Genomic DNA, 19,975 nt, shown 5'->3' on the forward strand with positions numbered 1-19,975 from the left:
AGCATCAACCACCGCGACAGAGCTATAATTTACGCACAACGGTTGCTTATTATAGCGCATTGATTTGTGAAAATTGAAGTGCGATTGTTGCGTCATCCAAAAAGATCAGGAGGAACACCCATGCGTGATATCGGTCATTTCATCGGCGGCAAGAAGGTTGCCGGCACCAGCGGCCGCACCAGCGACGTCTTTAACCCCGCAACCGGCGAAGTGCAGGMAAAGGTCGCGCTGGCGAGCGTCGAGGAACTCCGCGCCGCCGTCGAAAACGCCAAGGCTGCGCAGCCGAAATGGGCGGCCACCAACCCGCAGCGCCGCGCCCGCGTCTTCTTCAAATTCGTCGATCTCCTGAACCAGCACATGGACGAGCTTGCGACGCTGCTTTCCAGCGAGCACGGCAAGACGGTCGAGGATTCCAAGGGCGATGTCATCCGTGGCCTCGAAGTCTGCGAATTCGTCTGTGGCATTCCGCATCTTGCCAAGGGTGAATTCACCGAAGGCGCCGGCCCGGCGATCGACATGTATTCGATCCGCCAGCCCGTCGGTATCGGCGCCGGCATCACGCCGTTCAACTTCCCGGGCATGATCCCGATGTGGATGTTTGCCCCGGCAATCGCCTGCGGCAACGCCTTCATCCTCAAGCCCTCCGAACGCGACCCATCCCTGCCGATCCGCCTTGCCGAACTGATGATCGAAGCCGGTCTGCCGGCTGGCATTCTGAACGTCGTCAACGGTGACAAGACCGCGGTCGACGCGATCCTGACCGACCCTGATATCGCTGCCGTCTCCTTCGTCGGCTCCACGCCGATCGCCCGTTACGTCTACGGAACGGCTGCAATGAACGGCAAGCGCGCCCAGTGCTTCGGCGGTGCCAAGAACCATATGATCATCATGCCTGACGCCGATATGGACCAGGCTGTCAACGCTCTGATGGGCGCAGGATACGGCTCTGCTGGTGAGCGCTGCATGGCCATCTCCGTTGCCGTTCCCGTTGGCGAGGAAACCGCCAACCGTCTCGTCGAGAAACTCACGCCCAAGATCGAATCCTTGCGCATCGGCCCCTATACCGATGACAAGGCCGACATGGGGCCGCTGGTCACCAAGGATGCGTATAACCGCGTCAACGGCCTTATCGACCGCGGCGTCGAAGAAGGCGCAAAGCTTCTCGTCGACGGCCGTGGCTTCAAGCTGCAGGGTTATGAAAACGGCTATTTCGTCGGTGGTACGCTGTTCGACAACGTCACACCGGACATGGATATCTACAAGACGGAGATCTTCGGACCGGTTCTCTCCGTCGTTCGTGCMAAGAACTACGAAGAAGCCCTCGACCTGCCGATGAAGCATGAATATGGCAACGGCGTCGCGATCTACACCCGCGACGGCGACGCTGCCCGCGACTTCGCCTCCCGCATCAACATCGGCATGATCGGCGTCAATGTTCCGATCCCGGTTCCGCTCGCTTATCACTCCTTCGGCGGCTGGAAGGCTTCGAGCTTCGGCGATCTGAACCAGCACGGCACCGATTCGATCAAGTTCTGGACCAGGACCAAGACCGTCACTGCCCGCTGGCCGTCAGGCATCAAGGGCGGTGCCGAATTCGTCATGCCGACGATGAAGTGATCCAACTTATCTTTCGCCATCTGGAAACAGGCCCGAGAAGGGCCTGTTTTCGTTTGAAACGCTGCGGCGAGCAGTCGCGGGAAACGTGAATGTGAATTTCATATTTTGGAATTGTTCAAAACTGTGAAACCCACTATATACGGTCCACAAATGATTTAGGAGATCGGCATGCGGTTGACGAAGCAGACCAACTATGCGGTTCGCATGTTGATGTATTGTGCAGCCAATGAAGGACATTTGAGCCGGATTCCGGAGATTGCCAGAGCATACGGTGTTTCCGAGCTCTTCCTTTTCAAGATTCTGCAGCCTCTCAACAAGGCAGGCCTCGTCGAGACGGTGCGCGGTCGCAATGGCGGTGTACGCCTTGGCAAGCCGGCGACCGATATCACCCTTTTCGACGTGGTAAGAGTCACCGAAGACAGCTTCGCCATGGCGGAATGCTTTGAGGACGGCGCGGTCGAATGCCCGCTGGTTGATAGTTGCGGCCTGAACACCGCGCTGCGCAAGGCGCTGAACGCCTTCTTCGACGTGCTGACCGAATATTCGATCGACGATCTGGTAAAGGCAAGGCCACAGATCAATTTCCTGCTTGGCCTTACCGGCGAACAGCATTATCGCAAGCCCGCCATTCAGGCGCCGGCTGCCTGATATCTGACCATTCTGATATCGTCATGAACCACGGCTGTTTTCCATGGCCGTGGTTTTTTCATTCGCGCTCACGGCTGTTGATATATCAGAGCCCGTTGAAACCGTTCTCAACGCCCTTCCGCGACGCGAAATTATACCAAACGCGACAAAAATACGGTTGAACGTGCTTCAATCTTGCAAATGTGGGCCTATTTTTGACCGAAAATTTCTAAAATTGCTTTTCTGGAAAAATTTTCTGCGGATGCCGTTGCGTTCAGCAAATAAATATCGTTCCATCGGCCCGCTGATCGGGGTAATGAGCGCCCGATCTCTAAAGATCAAAAAAGAACAAACCTGGGAAACGACATCATGAAAAAGTTCTCTGTCCTGCTCGCAGCGACAGCCCTGGCTTCGGTCATGGCTACCGCCGCGTATTCCAAGACGCTTGTCTATTGCGCCGAAGGATCGCCGGAAGGCTTCGATCCTAGCCTCTACACGGCAGGCACGACCTTCGACGCGTCTTCGCGTACGGTCTACAGCCGCCTCGTTGAATTCAAGCACGGCGGGACGGAGATCGAGCCGGGTGTTGCCGACAGCTGGACGGTTTCGCCCGACGGCAAGGAATATACCTTCAAGCTGCATCCCGGCGTGAAGTACCAGACGACCGATTTCTTCACCCCGTCGCGTGATCTCACCGCCGACGACGTCGTCTTCTCCTTCGAACGCCAGATCAAGTCCGACAATCCCTGGAACAAGTATGTCGAAGGCGGTTCCTACGAATATGCTGCCGGCATGGGCTTCCCTGATCTCATCAAGTCGGTCGAGAAGGTCGATGACCTGACGGTCAAGTTCACGCTCAATCATCCGGAAGCACCGTTCCTGGCCGACCTCGCCATGGACTTCGCTTCCATCGTTTCCAAGGAATATGCCGACAAGCTCGCCGCTGACGGCAAGATGGCCCAGCTCAACCAGCAGCCGCTGGGCACCGGCCCGTTCACCTTCGTCGCCTACCAGCCGGATGCTGTTATCCGCTACAAGGCTAACGAAAGCTACTTCAAGGGCAAGGAAAAGATCGACGATCTCGTTTTCGCGATCACCCCTGATGCCGCTGTCCGCGCCCAGAAGCTGAAGGCCGGCGAATGCCACCTCATCCCGTATCCGAATGCTGCCGACGTTAGTGAGCTCAAGAAGGATCCTAACCTCACGGTCATGGAACAGGCTGGCCTGAACGTCGGCTTCCTCGCCTACAACACCCAGCAGGCTCCGTTCGACAAGCCGGAAGTCCGCCGCGCGCTGAACATGGCGATCAACAAGCAGGCGATCATCGACGCCGTCTTCCAGGGCGCTGCACAGGTTGCCAAGAACCCGATTCCGCCGACCATGTGGTCCTATGACGACAAGATCCAGGACGACAAGTACGATCCGGAAGGCGCCAAGAAGGCTCTCGAAGCCGCTGGCGTCAAGGACCTTTCCATGAAGGTCTGGGCAATGCCGGTTTCGCGTCCGTACATGCTGAACGCTCGCCGCGCCGCCGAACTGATCCAGGCAGACTTTGCCAAGGCCGGCGTCAATGTCGAGATCGTCACGCATGAATGGGCCGAATACCTGAAGCTCTCCTCCGACGTGAAGCGCGAMGGCGCCGTCATTCTCGGCTGGACCGGTGACAACGGCGACCCTGATAACTTCATGGACACGCTGCTCGGTTGCGACGCTGTCGGCGGTAACAACCGCGCTCAGTGGTGCAATAAGGACTACGACGCTCTGATGACGAAGGCCAAGGAAACGGCTGACGTTGCTGCACGCACGAAGTTCTACGAGGAAGCGCAGGCGATCTTCAAGAAGGAAGCTCCCTGGGCCCCGCTCGACCACTCGCTGGTATTCGTTCCGGTGAGCAAGAAGGTGTCGGGCTTCCATATGGACCCGCTCGGCATTCACCGCTTCGACGGCGTTGATATCGCCGAATAAGAAAAATGATAAACTGCCCGGCTAAAACCGGGCTTGACCGGCGGTCAGGCTTCCACCTGACCGCCGGAAACTATTGGACAACCTTGCTATGTTGCGATTTCTCATCGGGCGCCTCGCAGTCCTGATACCGACCTTCCTAGGCGTTTCGCTCATTGCCTTCTCGTTCATCCGCCTGCTTCCTGGCGACCCCGTCATGCTGTTGTCGGGCGAACGTGTCATGGCACCCGAACGTCACGCCCAGATCATGCATGATCTCGGTTTCGACCGGCCCATGTATGTGCAGTATTTCGATTATCTCGGAAAAGTGCTGCACGGCGATCTCGGCACCTCGATCGTCACCAAGCGCCCGGTTCTCGGCGAGTTCTTCACGCTCTTCCCGGCAACGCTCGAACTTTCTCTCTGCGCCATCCTGGTGGCAATCTTTCTCGGTGTTCCGGCCGGCGTTTTCGCTGCTGTCAAGCGCGGAACCTGGTTCGACCAGAGCGTGATGGGGGTCGCCCTCATCGGCTATTCGATGCCGATCTTCTGGTGGGGCCTGCTGCTCATCATCTTCTTCTCCGGCTATCTAGGCTGGACGCCGGTTTCCGGCCGCATCTCGCTGATGTATTTCTTCAAGCCTGTCACCGGCTTCATGCTGATCGATAGTTTGCTCTCCGGCCAGAAGGGCGCCTTCGCGTCGGCCGTCAGCTATCTCATTCTGCCGACCGTGGTGCTTGCCACCATTCCGCTTGCGGTTATCGCCCGCCAGACCCGCTCGGCGATGCTCGAAGTGCTGGGMGAGGATTATGTGCGCACGGCCCGCTCCAAGGGTCTCGCACCTCTGCGCGTCGTTGGCGTCCATGCGCTCAGAAACGCCATGATCCCTGTTATCACCACGATCGGCCTGCAGGTCGGCGTGCTGCTCGCAGGCGCCATTCTTACCGAAACGATCTTCTCCTGGCCGGGCATCGGCAAGTGGATGGTCGATGCTGTCTTCAAGCGCGACTATGCAGTCGTCCAGGGCGGTCTTCTCATGATTGCCGGCATCATCATGCTGGTGAACCTGATCGTCGACCTGACCTACGGCTTCATCAATCCGCGTATCAGACACTAGGAGCGGTCCATGAGCACGATAACTGCAAAATCCGACCAGCCCTCCGCCCTGACGGAATTCTGGTATTATTTCTCGCGAAACAAGGGCGCCGTCATCGGCCTCTTCGTTTTCCTCATCATCCTGCTGATGGCGATCTTCGCACCGCTCGTCTCGCCGCATGCGCCGACCGAGCAGAACCGCCAGCTTCTGCTCTCCGTCCCCTTCTGGATGGATGGCGGCAGCTTCTCCTATCCGCTCGGAACGGATGCCGTCGGCCGCGATATTCTTTCGCGCCTGATCTTCGGCGCACGTTTCTCGCTGTTCATCGGTGTCGTGGTCGTTACGCTATCGGTGGTTGCCGGTGTCTTGATCGGCCTCGTTGCCGGTTATTTCCGAGGTCGCGTCGATATCGTCATCATGCGCTTGATGGATATCATMCTCGCCTTCCCGTCGCTGCTCCTGGCCCTTGTGCTTGTGGCGGTGCTCGGCCCCGGCCTGCTCAATGCCATGATCGCGATCTCGATCGTCAACCAGCCGCATTTCGTGCGCCTGACACGCGCCGCCGTGATGGGCGAGCGTGAAAAGGAGTATGTGGTGGCCTCCCGGGTCGCCGGTGCCGGCACCTTCCGCCTCATGTTCAAGACGATCCTGCCGAACTGCCTCGGACCGCTGATCGTCCAGGCAACGCTTGCCTTCTCCGCCGCGATCCTCGATGCAGCCGCCCTCGGCTTCCTCGGCATGGGCGCCCAGCCGCCGACACCCGAATGGGGCACGATGCTCGCCGAATCCCGCGAGTTCATATCGCGCGCCTGGTGGGTCGTAACATTTCCGGGTCTCGCCATCCTGATCACCGTTCTCGCTATCAATCTGATGGGCGATGGCCTGCGTGATGCGCTCGACCCCAAGATGAAGAGGTCCTGAGATGGCGCTTCTCGAAATTGAAAATCTCGTCGTCGAATTTCAAACCTCGACCGGGCCTTTTCGCGCGGTCGACGGCGTTTCGCTGAAAGTCGACGCAGGTGAGGTTCTGGCGATCGTCGGCGAATCCGGCTCGGGAAAATCTGTCTCGATGCTGGCTGCCATGGGCCTCMTGCCGTGGACGGCAAAGGTGACGGCCGACAAGATGCTCTTCGACGGCCAGAACCTGCTTGGCATGTCCGGAGCCAAACGGCGCGAGATCATCGGCAAGGATATGTCGATGATCTTCCAGGAGCCGATCGCCAGTCTCAATCCCTGCTTCACCGTGGGCTTCCAGATCGAGGAAGTGCTGAGGATTCATCTTGGTCTCGACAAGGCGGCGCGGCGCAAGCGCGCGATCGAGCTTTTCCAGGCGGTCGGCATTCCCGATCCCGCCGAGCGGCTCGGCCACTTCCCGCATCAAATGTCGGGTGGCCAGTGCCAGCGCGTCATGATCGCCATCGCAATTGCCTGCAACCCGAAGCTTTTGATCGCCGACGAGCCGAMCACGGCGCTCGACGTGACCATCCAGAAACAGATCCTCGATCTCCTGATGCGCCTGCAGACGGAACATCGCATGGGTCTGATCATCATCACGCACAATATGGGCGTGGTTGCCGAAACGGCTGACCGGGTGATCGTCCAGTACAAGGGCCGCCAGATGGAAGAGGCCGATGTGCTCTCGCTCTTCGAATCTCCGAAGAGCGACTACACGCGGGCACTGCTCGCAGCCCTTCCTGACAATGCGACCGGCGACCGGCTGCCGACCATCGGCGAACTTTTCAATCCGAATAAGACTGTGGAGGGAGCGGCCTGATGACGCCAGTTCTCGAGGGAAAGAACATCGTTCGCGACTATTACCTGCCGGGCGGCATGTTCAAGAAGGCGCGAACGGTCCATGCCGTCAAGGGCGTGAGCTTCAGTGTCGAGCAGGGCAAGACGCTGGCGATCGTCGGCGAAAGCGGCTGCGGCAAGTCGACGCTCGCCCGTATCATCACGATGATCGACCCGGCGACGGCGGGCGAACTCTTCATCGACGGTAAGAAGGTCGATATCTTCAAGGGTGACCTGACGCCGGAAATCCGCCGCAAGGTGCAGATCGTCTTCCAGAATCCCTATGGATCGCTCAACCCGCGCAAGAAGATCGGCGACATCCTGATGGAGCCGCTGATCATCAACACCAATACGCCGACCGCTGAACGCCGCGATCTCGCGATGGCGATGCTGAAGAAGGTCGGCCTGCAGGACGTTCATTTCAACCGCTATCCGCACATGTTCTCGGGCGGCCAGCGCCAGCGTATCGCCATTGCGCGCGCGCTGATGCTGAAACCACGGCTTCTGGTTCTCGACGAACCGGTCTCGGCGCTTGATTTGTCGGTGCAGGCGCAGGTGCTCAACCTGCTCGCGGACCTGCAGGACGAACTGAACCTGACCTATGTCTTCATCAGCCACGACCTTTCGGTCGTCCGCTACATGGCAGACGACGTGATGGTGATGTATTTCGGCGAAGCAGTCGAATACGGCACGCGGGATCAGGTTTTCAACGATCCCCAGCATAGCTATACAAAGACCCTGTTTGCAGCGACGCCGCGTGCGGATGTCGAAACGATCAGGGCGCGCCTTGCACGCAAGAATGCTGCCGTAGCTGCGGCCTCCTAGAGCAATTCCAGCAAAAGTGCGCAGCGGTTTTGCGTCCGGAATTGCGCGAAAACAAAGAGATAGAGCATTTCCATGTTTCGAAGAAATATGGAGATGCTTAAATGCCGCAGATATCCCACGTCGAAACGATGAGCGAGACGAGCAATGACCGAGAATAACCGAACGCTCCATGCAATCATCGTCATGGGGGTGAGCGGTTCCGGCAAATCCTCGGTCGGCGAAAAGATAGCCAAGGCTCTGCATCTGCCCTTCGTCGAGGGTGATGCTCTTCACCCTGCCTCCAATGTCGAGAAGATGTCGAAGGGCATTCCATTGACCGATGAGGACCGGATGCCCTGGCTCGACCGCATCGGCGAGGCGATGAAGGCATCGCTTGCCAAGGGCGAAGGCACCATCGTGTCCTGCTCTGCGCTGAAGCATATCTACCGCGAACGCCTGCGAGCGGCAGCCGGCGGCAACCTCTACTTCGTCTATCTCGAAGGGTCGAAAGAACTGCTGACGGACCGCATGGGCCACCGCAAGGGGCACTTCATGCCCACCTCATTGCTGGAAAGCCAGTTGGAGACGCTGGAAGTACCGACGGGCGAACCGGGTGTCGTCACCGTCGATATCGATGACACGATCGAGGGTATCGCGGCAGAAGCCCTGAAGGCTCTCGCCGCTCTCGGCGTTACGGGTTGAAGCGGTCAGGCGAATAAGCCGAAATTTTGATGAACGGCGTCTCGCCGGTCATCAGTTCGGCCAGCACACGCCCTGTCACCGGCCCGAGCGTCAGCCCGTGATGGGCATGGCCGAAGGCAAACCACAGGCCCTGATGGCGCGGCGCCTTGCCGATAATGGGCATCATGTCGGGCGTGCAGGGGCGGGCGCCCATCCACGGTTCCGGATCCAGTCTCTCACCCAGCGGAAAGATCGTGCGGGCCACCACTTCGGCCCGGTCGAGTTGCACCGGTGTCTTCGGCGCGTCGAGCGTGGCGAATTCCGCACCCGTCGTGAGGCGCACACCACGGTTCATCGGCGCCAGGAAATAGCCGCGCTCGGAATCCAGCGTCCAGTTGTTGAGCACTGCATTGCCCTGGACGCTGTAATGCATGTGATAGCCGCGTTTGACGCCGAGCGGGAAGGAATAGCCGAGGCGCCGGGTCGCGACCGCCGCCCAGGGGCCGAGCGCCAGCACGACCTCGTCGGCCTCCAGCCACCCCTCCGACGTCATGATCTTCCAGCCGGACCCGATTGGCCCGAGTGATGCCGCGTCGCCGGTCACAAATCGTCCGCCGAGGCTTTCGAAATAGCTGCGGTAAGCACGCGTCAACGCATGCGGATCGAGCACCGACCAGGGATCGATCCAGCGAAGKCCGCCAACGAAATCCCCGGTGATATCAGGCTCCAGGCGAGCGATATCGGCCGAACTCAGGCTCTCGTAGCTGACGCCGAACTGATCCTTCCAGAGGGCCGCTTCCGTAAAGGCCTCGTCGCGCTTGGCGCCGGTGCGGAAGATCTTCATCCAGCCATCCCTGCGGATCAGCGTTTCGGCATGCGACGCCTCGATCAGGTCCTTGTGCTCCATGATCGAATTCTCGATCAGCGGTGCATAGGCCTTGGTGATCATCTCGTGCCGCTTCGGATTGGAGTTCCACCAATAGCGGGCAAGGAAGGCGAGCTGGCCGGGCAGCGCCTTCAGATGATAATGCGCATCGATGCGGTTGTTCAGCGCGTAGCGCAGCAGCAGGCCGAGCTGCTGGGGAAAGCCGTAGGGCATGACGCCTTCGCGCTGGATCAGGCCGGCATTGCCGAAGGAGGTTTCGTTACCCGGCTCCTTGCGGTCGATGAGTGTAACCTGCCGGCCGCGGCGTTGAAGATGAATGGCCGTCGAAACCCCGACGATACCGGCGCCGAGCACGATTGCGTTTTTCGTCATTTTCCCCTGCATTCCGCTATGTTTTAGGCCTTAAAATGCCCATCTCAATGCTGCGGCGCAAACGAAAAATCGCATTTCATTTCAAAATCATTGCGCTTTTAAGTGCGGCATTTTCGGCCCTGATGCGAACAGTCAGGACGGCGGCATTGAGGAGAGAAAAGACGAGCGCATAAAGCGGCATGCCGAAGGCAAGCGGCAGGGCGGCGATCTCACCTGTCACGATCATGTAGTTCGGATGTTTGAAAAAGCGGTAGGGGCCGCCTTCGACGAGCGGCGCACCAGGCAGGATGATGATACGCGTCGTCCAGCGCTCCCCGAGTGTGGTCAGCACCCACAGTCGCAGCACCTGCAACAGCATGAAAAGACCGAACCAGAAGAGCTGAACCGGCTGTCCCGCTGCCAGCATCCACAGCCCGGCGAGCCAGCCCGTGTGGAGCGCCACCATGTAGGGGTAATGATCGGGCGCGATCTCGCGCCCCCCCTTTGCAAAGAGCGCCATCGTGTTGCGGCGCGCGATAACCAGTTCCGAAAGCCGCTGGGCGGTCACGAAGGCCAGCAATGTGATGGAAGGCCACATCATGCGACCCTCCGCAGGGTCACGCAGCTTGCCGTAAAGCCCGGCCCCATGGCGATCATCGCCGCCCGGTCCGGCAAACCTCTGCCGATAGCACGCTCCAGAACGAAGAGCACGGTCGGCGAGGACATATTGCCGTAGTCTGCAAGCACCGACCGCTCGATGTCGAGCGTGTCTGGCCCCATCGAAAGCGTGCTCTCCATTGCCGCCAGCACTTTCGTGCCGCCGGGATGACAGATGAAACGGTCGATATCGCCGCGCTTGAGGCCGCTGCGCGCCAGGATGCCGTCGATCGCCGGGCCGAGCTCCTTTTCCGCAAAGGGCGGTAGTCCCTGCGCCAGCAGGATGCCGAGCCCGGTATCGTCGATCTTCCAGCCCATGATGTCGAGCGTATCAGGAAAGAGGTGATCGCCCGCCGATTCCACTTCTGCCATGCCGCCTTGGCCTGATCGTAGCACGCAGGCTGCAGCCCCGTCACCGAAGAGGGCGGTGGCGATGATGTTCGGTTTCGTCAGCTCATCCAGACGGAAGGCCAGCGTGCAAAGCTCTATGGCGATGAAGAGCACGACGGCGCCCGGGCGGCTGCGCGCCAACCGCGAAGCGATGCCAAAGCCGGAAACGCCGGCAGCGCAGCCAAGCCCGAAGACGGGTACACGCTCGATATCCGCGCGAAAGCCGAGCCGGCCGGCGAGCCGCGCATCGAGGCTCGGCGTGGTGATGCCGGTGGAGGAAACCGTTACCACGCAATCGACCTGATCGGCCGTCAGCCCCGCCTGATCGAGCGCGCGCGTTGCCGTCGCGACGAACAGCGAACCGGCGACCTCCTCATAGGCCTCCATTCTGTCTTGCCAGCCATGCGTCTCTTCAAACCAGGAGAGGGGACGGGCGGCATGCCGCTTTACGATACCGGCATTGTCGAAGACGCGCGCGAGGTGGCGGAATTCCTTGAAGCGATCCCCAAAGAGGCGCGAGGATGCCGCGGCGGCTTGGCTCTGGGTGATGATATGGTCAGGCACTGCAGTGGCGAGACTTAAAAGTCTGACGGATTGAGTCACGGTATGCTCCTTGTCGTTCCCGGCGGAACGAGTGGAAAACACGCGGGCGCGGAGGTTTATTCGGTACGCTATTCTTCACGAAGCAGTGATCGAAAAATGCGAAAGCCTGTCGAATAAAGCTGCCAGCAGCGGTGTTCACTCCTCGCAACGTCATTTTTTGAGGAGTTATCCCATGACGATCAAGACTGTCCGCATCGCTTCCCTCGTATTCGGCAGCTGCATTGCCGCTTCCGTCTTCTCCGGCCCCGTCTTCGCAATCGGCAACGATAGCAGCACCATGCCGGTCTGCAAGAAGGGCGAGATCTACGACCAGAAGACCAAGAAGTGCGTCAAGCAGCAGAGCTCTAACGTGACGGACGAAAACCGTACCGATTATGCCTATTCGCTCGCCAAGGCCGGTCGCTATGAAGAAGCGCTCGCCATGCTCGACACCGTCAAGGATCAGAACACCGCTGAAGTGCTGAACTATCGCGGTTACGCCACCCGCAAGCTCGGCCGCACGGATGAGGGCATCTCCTACTATCTGCAGTCGGTGAAGCTTGATCCGCAATATGCCAAGGTTCGCGAATATCTCGGCGAAGCCTATGTCATCAAGGGCCAGCTCGATCTCGCCAAGGAGCAGCTGACGACGATCAAGGCGATCTGTGGCACCGGTTGCGAGGAATATCAGGACCTTAACGCCGCGATCATCGATCCGTCGAAGATCTAAAGCAATGCCAGCAAGAGTGTGCAGCGGTCTTGCGTCCGGAATTGCGTGGAACAAAGCTGCACGCTTGCGCGGGGCAGGAGAAAGACAAGGTTGATTGAAGGGTATTTCTGGATGTCGGTCGCACACACCACATTTCCTGCCTATAGTCGCGCCAGAACGGAATCGCCGGCCCGGCCGGCGGTTCCAAGACAGCCAACACGCGCGGAGGCGGCCATCGCGAGCGAAGCGGATATCAGGAGCGGCCTGACGGAAAATCTTGCCCGTCTGTGGCGCTATGGCCTCGTCCTTTCGCATCAGCGCGATGTCGCCGATGATCTCGTGCAGGCGACCTGCGTTCGTGCGCTGGAGCGGGTCGATCAGTTCGTGGCAGGCACGCGGCTCGACCGCTGGCTGTTTTCGATCCTGCATTCGATCTGGCTGAATGAGATCCGTGCCCGCCGCGTTCGCCAGGGGCAGGGCTTCGTCGATGCCGACGAGACGCTGATATCAGATGGCGCCCGCGACACCGAAACGCATGTTATGGCGAACCAGGTTTTGAAACAGGTGAACGCGCTGCCGGAGGCGCAGCGATCGGCGGTTTTCCTCGCCTATGTAGAAGGGCTTTCCTATCGCGAGGTCGCCGCCATACTGGATGTTCCGATCGGCACCGTGATGAGCCGGCTGGCAGCTGCCCGCGCGAAGCTCTCCGAGACTGTATCGGCAGGGGGATTTGAATGAGCACGAAGCACAGAATGCCCTCCGACGAGGAACTGACCGCCTTCATCGATGGTGAACTCGGCGCCGAAGAGGCTGCCCGCATCGAAGCGCTGATCGAGGCCGACGAAGCTGTCGCCGAACGGCTGGAATTCCTGGCGCGTGCAAGCCTGCCTTACAAGCAAGCCTTTGCGCCGCTACTCGATGCCGCTCCGCAGGCAAAGCTCGAATCCATGCTATCGGCCATTCCTGCCGCCCGGTCTGCAAGGCCGGCTGCCTTCGTCAGCCGTCGAGGCTTTCTCGGCGCACTTGCTGCTTCGGTCGTTGCCGGCATCGCCGTCGACCGCGCCGTGATCGGTCTTGGCACGGGGCTCTCGGGCAAGGACGAAAACAGCGAATGGCGCGCCGTCGTCGCCGAATATATCTCGCTCTATACGCCGGAGACGCTCGCCGGTCCGGTCCCGCCCAGAGACGTGCAGGTAGCGCAGCTCGCCAGTCTGGATGGCAATCTCGGCCTGCAGCTTTCTCCAGAGCAGGTTGCTCTGCCTGATATAGATTTCAAGCGCGCCCAGATCCTGCAATATGATGGCAAGCCGCTCGCCCAGATCGCCTATCTGGATCCCGAGACCGGTCCCATGGCGCTCTGCATCGTCGCCTCCGACGGCGGCCCMAAAACCCCCGATATCGAAGGCCGCAAGGGCATGAATGTCGTCTACTGGGCGAACGCTACCCACGCCTTCATGCTGATTGGTCACGCCCCGGTCGACCGCATGACCGAGATCGCTGACGCGGTGCGGAGCAAGATTTCCGTCTGACGCGCAAGTGACGATACTGGACCGTAATCCATCAGTTCACCGCGCTCGCAAGCCGAAGATTTGCCTGTGATACGCTGCCATCTGTTACCGGCGGCCGGGCGTTGACCTCGATGACACCAGAGGTTTGCGGCTTCAGGGCCGGCCGCTGCGCCTTGGCGGGCAACGGCGCGCCTGCCGCCTTGCCGGGTGAGCAATTCCCCGACGTGCTGCTCTCGACTTGCGGCTTGCTGTCAGCGCTGTTGAAGTAATGGACACTGCGGGTGCAGACACCGTTGCCGGACATGGTCGAAACCATCGAATAGCCCTGCATGCCGGCCGGCAGCCTGTTGAGGCCGACATCAGTCAGATTTCCCTGAGATGCCAGTATCATGCTGTCGGCCTGTTGCATCATTGCAGCAGCTTCGCGGTCCATCGCTGCGGATATGCGGTCTAGATCGGCAAAGGGAGCGGATGGCCAGAACGGATCGAAAAAGCCCGAATCCGGCTGACTGTCGAACCGGACTTGCGGCGGTCGGTCACCCGCGTAACGAATGCGCTCAAGTGAACCATCCGGCAGTCGCACGACGAGCACATGGGTATCGGTTGATTTGTGGGCGACATCCTCAGCCGAAGCCGGGCCGGCAAGCTCGGCTGCTGCGATTGCCACGGCGCTTATGAGAAATGCGATACGAAGCCTCTGCACAATGGCCTCCTGAAACGGGAAGATCACCATCCGATTTCCCGCGCGAATGAAGTGCAGCGGGCACGACCAGGATGATCATTGTGGCGCGGGCCAAATTTGTGGCGCGCTGCTGCGACGTGGCGACGCAGAATGCGAACGCCGAAAGCATGTCGCGCAAAAGTGTTCAGCGGTTTTCCAATAACGACCTGCCTCAAACAAATTTGAAGCGTGGCGCGCAAATCTGAAAAATTGCAACACGCTTCAGAACGGTTGGGTCTTGTCGGAAACCTGGCTGGCCTGATTGGCGGGGACGAGGCGGTTCAAGCAATTGACGTAGGTCGTATACATCTGCTGGAGCCGCGAGAGGGGCACCACCCATTTCTCTTCATTTCCGGCAAAATCCAGCTCCATATCCGGCGTGCCGATAAAGGAATTCTTGAGCATCTTCTTGATCTGGGCAACGCCCGTCTTCTCATCCGCAGGCAGGACGCGAAGCGTCTTGCTGTCGAAGAATTCGGCCGCTACGGCCTTGGTGCCGGAATACCCGACAAGTGTCACCTTGGTTGTGGTGCCCTCCGGAATATCCCAGCCATCCTTCGAAACGAGCCACATGACGCTGTCGAGGCTCTGGCGGAATTCGACCGTCTTGCCGAGTTCATTGTTCCAGACCAGCCGGCAATAGGAGGGCTTCTCACCAACGAACCCGACCGACCACTGCCGCGCATCGCCCATCCATTCCGTCTCGCTCCGGGCGGTGGCYGGAATGAGAAGTGCCGTCAGCAACAGGGCAGAAAAGGTCTTCATGGCTCGAACCGTCTCCAGGGAGTCACGGTGATTCTATCGGCGGAAGGTTGAGGTTTTGCTACTGCGGCGGGTCAAAGCCATGTTCATTTCACCGTGCAGCCCTCCGGATCGGCGATGATGATCGCAGGAAACGAAGGAATTCTTCGGCATCTGAGCCTTTCCACAGCCTGTGGCTACAATTCTGGGCAACAGGTCGGGAATGACGCCAAAACGATATCCGGCACGACTGGAAAATCAAGGAATTAAGGGCATTTAGGGAGAATTGGCTGGGGAACCTGGACTCGAACCAAGATTAACGGAGTCAGAGTCCGTCGTTCTACCATTGAACTATTCCCCAGCAGACGCTGCCGAAGCATGGCTTGGCTGCTGTGCGGCGCTTATAACCAAAAGCAGGCGGATTGCAAATACCCGTTTTGAAAAAATTCGGTCGTTCCAATCCGGGTGAAAATTGAAGGTTTAAAATCCGGAATCAAAAAGAATTTGGTGATTTCGTCGGTCGCTGATATCCTCGCCGCAACGCAAAAATCGAATGAGCGCCTGCGGCATACCTTTCTGGACTTGCGCGGCGCGATGGAAAAAGAACGTGGAAGACCCCGAAGGCGGCGCAAAGCTGCAATTTGACGGGGCGTCGGCGGCAGGGCGCAAGGACGGCAAGAAGTCCAGGCGCCGCAAGGGCAAGCGTGACGGGCAATCCCGCAACGCCGCTCATCCCGCTTCGCATGATCTCTCTGGCCATGCCGGGGAGGCTGCGCGCCCGAAGGAAGACCCGGAAAGCCCGGCCCGCAAGCGGAAACGCCGCCGTCGTGGTGCACGTGGCACATCCCAGCCCGACATTGCTGTGCAGCCTCAGGCAGTCGTTCAGATTGCCACTCATGGTCATGGTTCGCGGCCGGAGGGCGATTCGTCGTCCAGTCGACGCAATCGACGCAAGCATCGCAGCAAGCGGGGTCTTCAGGGCAGGCCGCTGGCTCCTGTCCAGACGCCGCCGTCCGCAAGGCCTGAGCATCGCACTGAGGCGCCTTCGCGCCCCGTGCTGCGCGAAGGGCAAGATGCTGAAGCGGCAAATCGCCGGAACCGCCAGTCGGGTCATGAAGAGGAGCGGGCAGGGGGCGAACATCCCTGGCCGGACGAGCTTTATGCCGCGCTCGATCTCGGCACCAACAATTGTCGCCTGCTGATCGCCCAGCCCACACGCCCCGGCCAATTCCGCGTCGTCGATGCCTTTTCCCGGATCGTGCGTCTCGGCGAGGGGCTTGCTGCCAGCGGCAGGCTGTCCGACGAGGCGATGGAGAGGGCAGTCGACGCGCTCCGGATCTGCGCCTCCAAGCTCAGAAACCGTGAAATCCGCCGCATGCGGCTGATCGCGACGGAGGCCTGCCGCCAGGCGGCCAATGGCGAGGATTTTCTGAAGCGGGTCGTGGCCGAAACGGGGCTGGAACTCGAAATCATCGATCGCGAAACCGAGGCGCGGCTTGCCGTTTCCGGCTGCTCGTCGCTGGTCGGCCGTGAGACGCGCTCCGTCGTTCTCTTCGATATCGGCGGCGGCTCCTCGGAAATCGCCGTCATCCGCATCGGCGACAGCCGTTTTGCCCGTCTTGCCAATCACATCACCCATTGGACTTCATTGCCTGTCGGCGTCGTCACCCTGTCGGAGCGCCATGGCGGCCGTGATGTGACGCCGGAAGTTTTCGAGGGCATGGTGAGCGAAGTCGCAGGCATGCTGTCGAATTTCGATTGCCCGGAGATCGAGATTGGCGTGGATGGTGATTTCCACCTTATCGGTACGTCTGGCACCGTGACCACGCTTGCCGGCGTGCATCTCGACCTGCCGCGCTACGACCGCCGCAAGGTCGATGGCATATGGCTGTCGGATGACGAGGTCTCCGCCATGCAGGCGAAACTTCTCTCCTGGAATTTTGAAAGCCGCGCCGCCAATCCCTGCATCGGGCCGGATCGCGCCGATCTGGTGCTGGCCGGCTGCGCCATTCTGGAGGCGATCCGCCGCCGCTGGCCGAGCCCGCGCATGCGTGTCGCCGATCGTGGCTTGAGGGAAGGCCTGCTCACCGACATGATGGCCGATGACGGCGTCTGGCGGCGGCATCGCAACCGCCGTGGCCAGCGAGGAAATAAGGGGTAGGCATGACCAAGCCAACGATCGCGGGAAACCGCACCGGCCGCAAGCTCGGCCAGCGCGTCAAGAAAAAGAAGATGAAGGCCTCTTCGCGCCAGTGGCTGGAGCGCCATATCAACGATCCCTATGTGCAGCGCGCCCAGCTCGAGGGCTATCGCGCCCGCGCGGCCTTCAAGCTGCTGGAGATCGATGAGAAGCACCACATCCTGAAGGGCGCACGACGCATCATCGATCTGGGGKCTGCTCCCGGAAGCTGGTCACAGATCGCCGCGAAGGTGACGGGGTCGACGGACCAGGATGTCCGTGTGGCCGCAATCGACTTTCTGGAAATGACGCAGCTACCCGGCGTCACGGTACTGCAGCTCGACTTCCTTGATCCCACAGCCCCGGAAAAGCTCTTGGAAGCCGTCRGCGGCACGCCGGATCTGGTGCTTTCCGATATGGCGGCACCCACGACCGGCCATCACCGCACCGACCATCTGCGCACCATGCATCTCTGTGAGGTCGCAGCCCACTTCGCCATCGAGGTGCTGGGCGAGGGCGGGCACTTCCTCKCCAAGACCTTCCAGGGCGGCACGGAGCGGGATCTGCTCACCCTGCTGAAACAGCATTTCCGTCAGGTCGTGCACGTCAAGCCTGCCTCATCGCGGGCCGAATCGGTGGAGATGTTCCTTTTGGCGAAGGGTTTCAAAGGCCGCAAGGTCGAGGCCGAGCCCGAGGACGCTTGATCTTTGGGTCAGTCCTGCGGATGATCAAGCGACCAGGACTGGATACCGCCGATCCCATGCTTCTTTACGTTACACTCGGAACCAACGATCTCTATCGCGCCCGGCATTTCTATGATGCCGTTCTGCCGGTGCTCGGCTACCGGCGCCAGCGCCATTCGGAGGAGGAGATCGGCTATGCCAGTGATGGCGACACGCGTTGCCGTTTCTGGGTGGTAACCCCCTTCAACAGAAGGCGGGCGGCGAACGGCAACGGCTCCATGATCGCCTTCGAGGCCGAAACGCGGGCGGCTGTCGATGCCTTCCATGCGGCGGCGATTGCTGCCGGCGCTGTCGATGAAGGCGAGCCGGGGTTGCGCTCCTATCACGCGCATTTCTACGCAGCCTATGTCAGGGATCTCGACGGCAACAAACTATCTGCCGTCTGCGAAAAAGACGAATAGCCGCCTGCTTACTTGACCGGCTGCTGCTCGGTGTTGATCGTCGGCGGCACGCGCTGGGCGCGGTGGCCGGATACGGAAGCCCCCGCGTCCTTGGCCATGCGGGCAAAGGGGATCGTCGCAATCACTGTCAGACCGGCGATGACGAAGAAGGCGATGTGGAAATCGATGACCTGCAGCTCGGCTCCGCGGAAATAGATCGAGGTTTCCAGGATCGAGGCGGCAAGGGCAACACCGAGCGCCAGGCTGATCTGCTGCATGACCGAGGCCATGGATGTCGCCTGGCTTGCCTGTGCATCATCGATATCCGCGAAGGCCAGCGCATTGACGCCGGTGAACATGAAGGAGCGGGAGAAGCCGCCAAGCAGCAGCACGCCGATGATGACAAGATGCGGCGTATCCGGTGTGAAGAGGCCGGTGACAGCGGTAACGACCGTCGTCACGGCGCCGGCGCAGAGAAGCGTGGTACGGAAGCCGATCGCCTTGTAGACGCGGCGCGCGATGAACTTCGTGGAGATGGCGCCGATCGCGCCGGCAAACGTAATGAGGCCCGACTGAAAGGGCGTAAGGCCAAATCCCAGCTGCAGCATCAGCGGCGTCAGAAAGGGCATGGCGCCGACACAGATGCGGAACAGCGTGCCGCCGCTCGTCGAGGCACGGAAGGTCGAATTCTTGAACAGGTTGAGATCGAGGATCGGCGTCGGATAGCGCCTGGCATGGCGGACATAGAGAAAACCACAGACGATGCCGATGGCCGTGGCCGAGATGCCTATAACAGGCGGCAAGGCCGGAAGGCTGACGACCGAAAGGCCGAAGACGACGCCCGCAGCCGCAAGGCTGGTCAGGATAAAACCGTAGAAATCGAGCTTCGGCGGCGCTGTCGCCTCTATCTCGGGCAGATAGATCGTTGCGAGCCACACGCCGGCAACGCCGACCGGCACGTTGATCAGGAAGATCCAGTGCCAGCTGAAATAGGTGGTGATGAAGCCGCCGAGCGGCGGACCGGCGAGCGGGCCGACAAGGGCCGGGATCGTCAGCAGCGCCATGGCCGAGACCAGTTCGCTCTTCTGCGTCGTCCGCACCAGCACGAGACGCCCGACAGGCGTCATCATCGCGCCGCCCATTCCCTGCAGGAAGCGTGCGAAGACGAATTCAACGAGGCTGGAGGAAAAAGCGCAGAAGATGGAGCCGACGACGAAGACACAGATCGCCAGCCGGAAGATATTCTTGGCCCCGAAGCGGTCAGCCATCCAGCCGCTGATCGGAATGAACACCGCAAGCGCCACCATGTAGGAGGTAAGCGCCAGCTTCAGGGTAATCGGCCCGACATGCAGATCGGCCGCGATCGCCGGCAGGGCCGTCGCGATCACGGTGGAGTCCATCTGTTCCATGAAAAGGGCGACGGCAAGGATCAGCGGGACAATGCGGTTCATAGGCGAATGCCTTGGATGGATGGGGATGAGGCTTGGGAGGCCCGTGCTGTGTAGTCCCAGTTCCGGGCTCTGCCAATCCCACAATCGGCTTCCGTTACACGTTTGGATCACGACTGCGTG

The 19,975-nt window shown here is 60.2% G+C and carries 21 protein-coding genes and 1 tRNA gene; 15 read left to right on the forward strand and 7 right to left on the reverse strand.

Annotated elements, in window-relative coordinates; genetic code table 11:
• The first annotated feature begins 120 nt into the window (after window positions 1–120).
• The 9 genes from AC1DNW_RS27050 to AC1DNW_RS27090 all read left to right on the forward strand — a co-directional run bounded on the left by AC1DNW_RS27050 (window position 121) and on the right by AC1DNW_RS27090 (window position 8,578).
• Complete coding sequence (locus AC1DNW_RS27050) at window positions 121–1,617, forward strand: CoA-acylating methylmalonate-semialdehyde dehydrogenase (protein WP_477854925.1); 1,497 nt, start codon at window positions 121–123, stop codon at window positions 1,615–1,617.
• 168 nt (window positions 1,618–1,785) lie between these two features.
• Complete coding sequence (gene rirA, locus AC1DNW_RS27055) at window positions 1,786–2,265, forward strand: iron-responsive transcriptional regulator RirA (protein ID WP_113300689.1); 480 nt, start codon at window positions 1,786–1,788, stop codon at window positions 2,263–2,265.
• A gap of 43 nt (window positions 2,266–2,308) precedes the next feature.
• Window positions 2,309–2,617 carry a hypothetical protein gene (locus AC1DNW_RS27060; RefSeq protein ID WP_162748628.1) on the forward strand — a complete coding sequence of 103 codons (309 nt, stop codon included), beginning with the start codon at window positions 2,309–2,311 and terminating at the stop codon, window positions 2,615–2,617.
• Window positions 2,614–4,209, forward strand: coding sequence for an ABC transporter substrate-binding protein (locus AC1DNW_RS27065; protein ID WP_477854926.1), 1,596 nt, complete (start codon window positions 2,614–2,616; stop codon window positions 4,207–4,209). Before AC1DNW_RS27060 ends, AC1DNW_RS27065 begins: the two co-directional genes overlap by 4 nt.
• Window positions 4,210–4,297: 88 nt before the next feature.
• Window positions 4,298–5,302 (forward strand): ABC transporter permease subunit, encoded by a 1,005-nt coding sequence (locus AC1DNW_RS27070; RefSeq protein ID WP_113300687.1) that lies wholly within the window; start codon window positions 4,298–4,300, stop codon window positions 5,300–5,302.
• 9 nt (window positions 5,303–5,311) lie between these two features.
• Window positions 5,312–6,202, forward strand: a complete 891-nt coding sequence (locus tag AC1DNW_RS27075; protein ID WP_113300686.1) for an ABC transporter permease subunit — start codon at window positions 5,312–5,314, stop codon at window positions 6,200–6,202.
• A gap of 1 nt (window position 6,203) precedes the next feature.
• Entirely contained in the window at window positions 6,204–7,055 is an 852-nt protein-coding gene (locus AC1DNW_RS27080; RefSeq protein WP_477854927.1) for an ABC transporter ATP-binding protein, read from the forward strand.
• Complete coding sequence (locus AC1DNW_RS27085) at window positions 7,055–7,897, forward strand: dipeptide ABC transporter ATP-binding protein (protein ID WP_113300684.1); 843 nt, start codon at window positions 7,055–7,057, stop codon at window positions 7,895–7,897. The genes AC1DNW_RS27080 and AC1DNW_RS27085 overlap by 1 nt, the downstream gene beginning before the upstream one ends.
• 144 nt (window positions 7,898–8,041) lie before the next feature.
• Window positions 8,042–8,578: a gluconokinase gene (locus AC1DNW_RS27090; RefSeq protein ID WP_113311534.1), complete on the forward strand. Its 537-nt coding sequence runs from the start codon at window positions 8,042–8,044 to the stop codon at window positions 8,576–8,578.
• On the opposite strand, the gene AC1DNW_RS27095 is transcribed toward AC1DNW_RS27090, so the two are convergent.
• The 3 genes from AC1DNW_RS27095 to AC1DNW_RS27105 all read right to left on the reverse strand — a co-directional run bounded on the left by AC1DNW_RS27095 (window position 8,568) and on the right by AC1DNW_RS27105 (window position 11,444).
• Entirely contained in the window at window positions 8,568–9,815 is a 1,248-nt protein-coding gene (locus tag AC1DNW_RS27095; RefSeq protein ID WP_477854928.1) for an NAD(P)/FAD-dependent oxidoreductase, read from the reverse strand. The two genes, AC1DNW_RS27090 and AC1DNW_RS27095, sit on opposite strands and share 11 nt — an antisense overlap.
• Before the next feature lie 76 nt (window positions 9,816–9,891).
• A complete protein-coding gene (locus AC1DNW_RS27100; protein WP_113311532.1) occupies window positions 9,892–10,395 on the reverse strand; it encodes an isoprenylcysteine carboxylmethyltransferase family protein in 504 nt (167 codons plus the stop codon).
• Window positions 10,392–11,444: a type III polyketide synthase gene (locus tag AC1DNW_RS27105; RefSeq protein WP_113311571.1), complete on the reverse strand. Its 1,053-nt coding sequence runs from the start codon at window positions 11,442–11,444 to the stop codon at window positions 10,392–10,394. Before AC1DNW_RS27105 ends, AC1DNW_RS27100 begins: the two co-directional genes overlap by 4 nt.
• Before the next feature lie 172 nt (window positions 11,445–11,616).
• Between AC1DNW_RS27105 and AC1DNW_RS27110 the strand changes: the two genes are divergently transcribed.
• The 3 genes from AC1DNW_RS27110 to AC1DNW_RS27120 all read left to right on the forward strand — a co-directional run bounded on the left by AC1DNW_RS27110 (window position 11,617) and on the right by AC1DNW_RS27120 (window position 13,661).
• The gene (locus tag AC1DNW_RS27110; RefSeq protein WP_113300680.1) at window positions 11,617–12,153 is read left to right on the forward strand and encodes a tetratricopeptide repeat protein; all 537 of its coding nucleotides are present in this window, start codon (window positions 11,617–11,619) and stop codon (window positions 12,151–12,153) included.
• A 111-nt stretch (window positions 12,154–12,264) separates the two neighbouring features.
• On the forward strand, window positions 12,265–12,870 hold the full coding sequence (locus AC1DNW_RS27115; protein ID WP_113311531.1) for an RNA polymerase sigma factor: 606 nt from the start codon (window positions 12,265–12,267) through the stop codon (window positions 12,868–12,870).
• On the forward strand, window positions 12,867–13,661 hold the full coding sequence (locus AC1DNW_RS27120; protein ID WP_113311530.1) for an anti-sigma factor: 795 nt from the start codon (window positions 12,867–12,869) through the stop codon (window positions 13,659–13,661). The genes AC1DNW_RS27115 and AC1DNW_RS27120 overlap by 4 nt, the downstream gene beginning before the upstream one ends.
• 31 nt (window positions 13,662–13,692) lie before the next feature.
• On the opposite strand, the gene AC1DNW_RS27125 is transcribed toward AC1DNW_RS27120, so the two are convergent.
• The 3 genes from AC1DNW_RS27125 to AC1DNW_RS27135 all read right to left on the reverse strand — a co-directional run bounded on the left by AC1DNW_RS27125 (window position 13,693) and on the right by AC1DNW_RS27135 (window position 15,463).
• Window positions 13,693–14,343, reverse strand: a complete 651-nt coding sequence (locus AC1DNW_RS27125; RefSeq protein ID WP_477854929.1) for a hypothetical protein — start codon at window positions 14,341–14,343, stop codon at window positions 13,693–13,695.
• Between the two features lie 240 nt (window positions 14,344–14,583).
• A complete protein-coding gene (locus tag AC1DNW_RS27130) occupies window positions 14,584–15,126 on the reverse strand; it encodes a hypothetical protein (protein ID WP_113311528.1) in 543 nt (180 codons plus the stop codon).
• A gap of 263 nt (window positions 15,127–15,389) precedes the next feature.
• Window positions 15,390–15,463: transfer RNA gene (locus tag AC1DNW_RS27135), tRNA-Gln, on the reverse strand.
• Between the two features lie 246 nt (window positions 15,464–15,709).
• Here AC1DNW_RS27135 and AC1DNW_RS27140 point away from each other — a divergent pair.
• The 3 genes from AC1DNW_RS27140 to AC1DNW_RS27150 are packed head-to-tail and all read left to right on the forward strand — an operon-like array spanning window position 15,710 to window position 18,425.
• Window positions 15,710–17,263, forward strand: a complete 1,554-nt coding sequence (locus AC1DNW_RS27140) for a Ppx/GppA phosphatase family protein (protein WP_113311527.1) — start codon at window positions 15,710–15,712, stop codon at window positions 17,261–17,263.
• A gap of 2 nt (window positions 17,264–17,265) precedes the next feature.
• Window positions 17,266–17,985 (forward strand): RlmE family RNA methyltransferase, encoded by a 720-nt coding sequence (locus tag AC1DNW_RS27145; protein ID WP_477854930.1) that lies wholly within the window; start codon window positions 17,266–17,268, stop codon window positions 17,983–17,985.
• Between the two features lie 56 nt (window positions 17,986–18,041).
• Window positions 18,042–18,425, forward strand: a complete 384-nt coding sequence (locus tag AC1DNW_RS27150) for a VOC family protein (protein ID WP_113311570.1) — start codon at window positions 18,042–18,044, stop codon at window positions 18,423–18,425.
• A gap of 8 nt (window positions 18,426–18,433) precedes the next feature.
• Here the strand turns inward: AC1DNW_RS27150 and AC1DNW_RS27155 are convergent, their stop codons facing one another.
• The gene (locus AC1DNW_RS27155) at window positions 18,434–19,855 is read right to left on the reverse strand and encodes a DHA2 family efflux MFS transporter permease subunit (RefSeq protein ID WP_113300657.1); all 1,422 of its coding nucleotides are present in this window, start codon (window positions 19,853–19,855) and stop codon (window positions 18,434–18,436) included.
• Window positions 19,856–19,975 lie beyond the last annotated feature (120 nt).

It is taken from the genome of Rhizobium sp. 05L429, assembly GCF_056397645.1.

What these genes read in the sequence shown, in the direction of transcription:
- rirA (WP_113300689.1), top strand. Translation starts at nt 1,786, where the DNA reads ATGCGGTTGACGAAGCAGACCAACTATGCGGTTCGCATGTTGATGTAT.
- AC1DNW_RS27085 (WP_113300684.1), top strand. Translation starts at nt 7,055, where the DNA reads ATGACGCCAGTTCTCGAGGGAAAGAACATCGTTCGCGACTATTACCTG.
- AC1DNW_RS27155 (WP_113300657.1), bottom strand. Translation starts at nt 19,855, where the DNA reads ATGAACCGCATTGTCCCGCTGATCCTTGCCGTCGCCCTTTTCATGGAA.
- AC1DNW_RS27115 (WP_113311531.1), top strand. Translation starts at nt 12,265, where the DNA reads ATGTCGGTCGCACACACCACATTTCCTGCCTATAGTCGCGCCAGAACG.
- AC1DNW_RS27150 (WP_113311570.1), top strand. Translation starts at nt 18,042, where the DNA reads ATGCTTCTTTACGTTACACTCGGAACCAACGATCTCTATCGCGCCCGG.
- AC1DNW_RS27100 (WP_113311532.1), bottom strand. Translation starts at nt 10,395, where the DNA reads ATGATGTGGCCTTCCATCACATTGCTGGCCTTCGTGACCGCCCAGCGG.
- AC1DNW_RS27110 (WP_113300680.1), top strand. Translation starts at nt 11,617, where the DNA reads ATGACGATCAAGACTGTCCGCATCGCTTCCCTCGTATTCGGCAGCTGC.
- AC1DNW_RS27060 (WP_162748628.1), top strand. Translation starts at nt 2,309, where the DNA reads ATGGCCGTGGTTTTTTCATTCGCGCTCACGGCTGTTGATATATCAGAG.
- AC1DNW_RS27090 (WP_113311534.1), top strand. Translation starts at nt 8,042, where the DNA reads ATGACCGAGAATAACCGAACGCTCCATGCAATCATCGTCATGGGGGTG.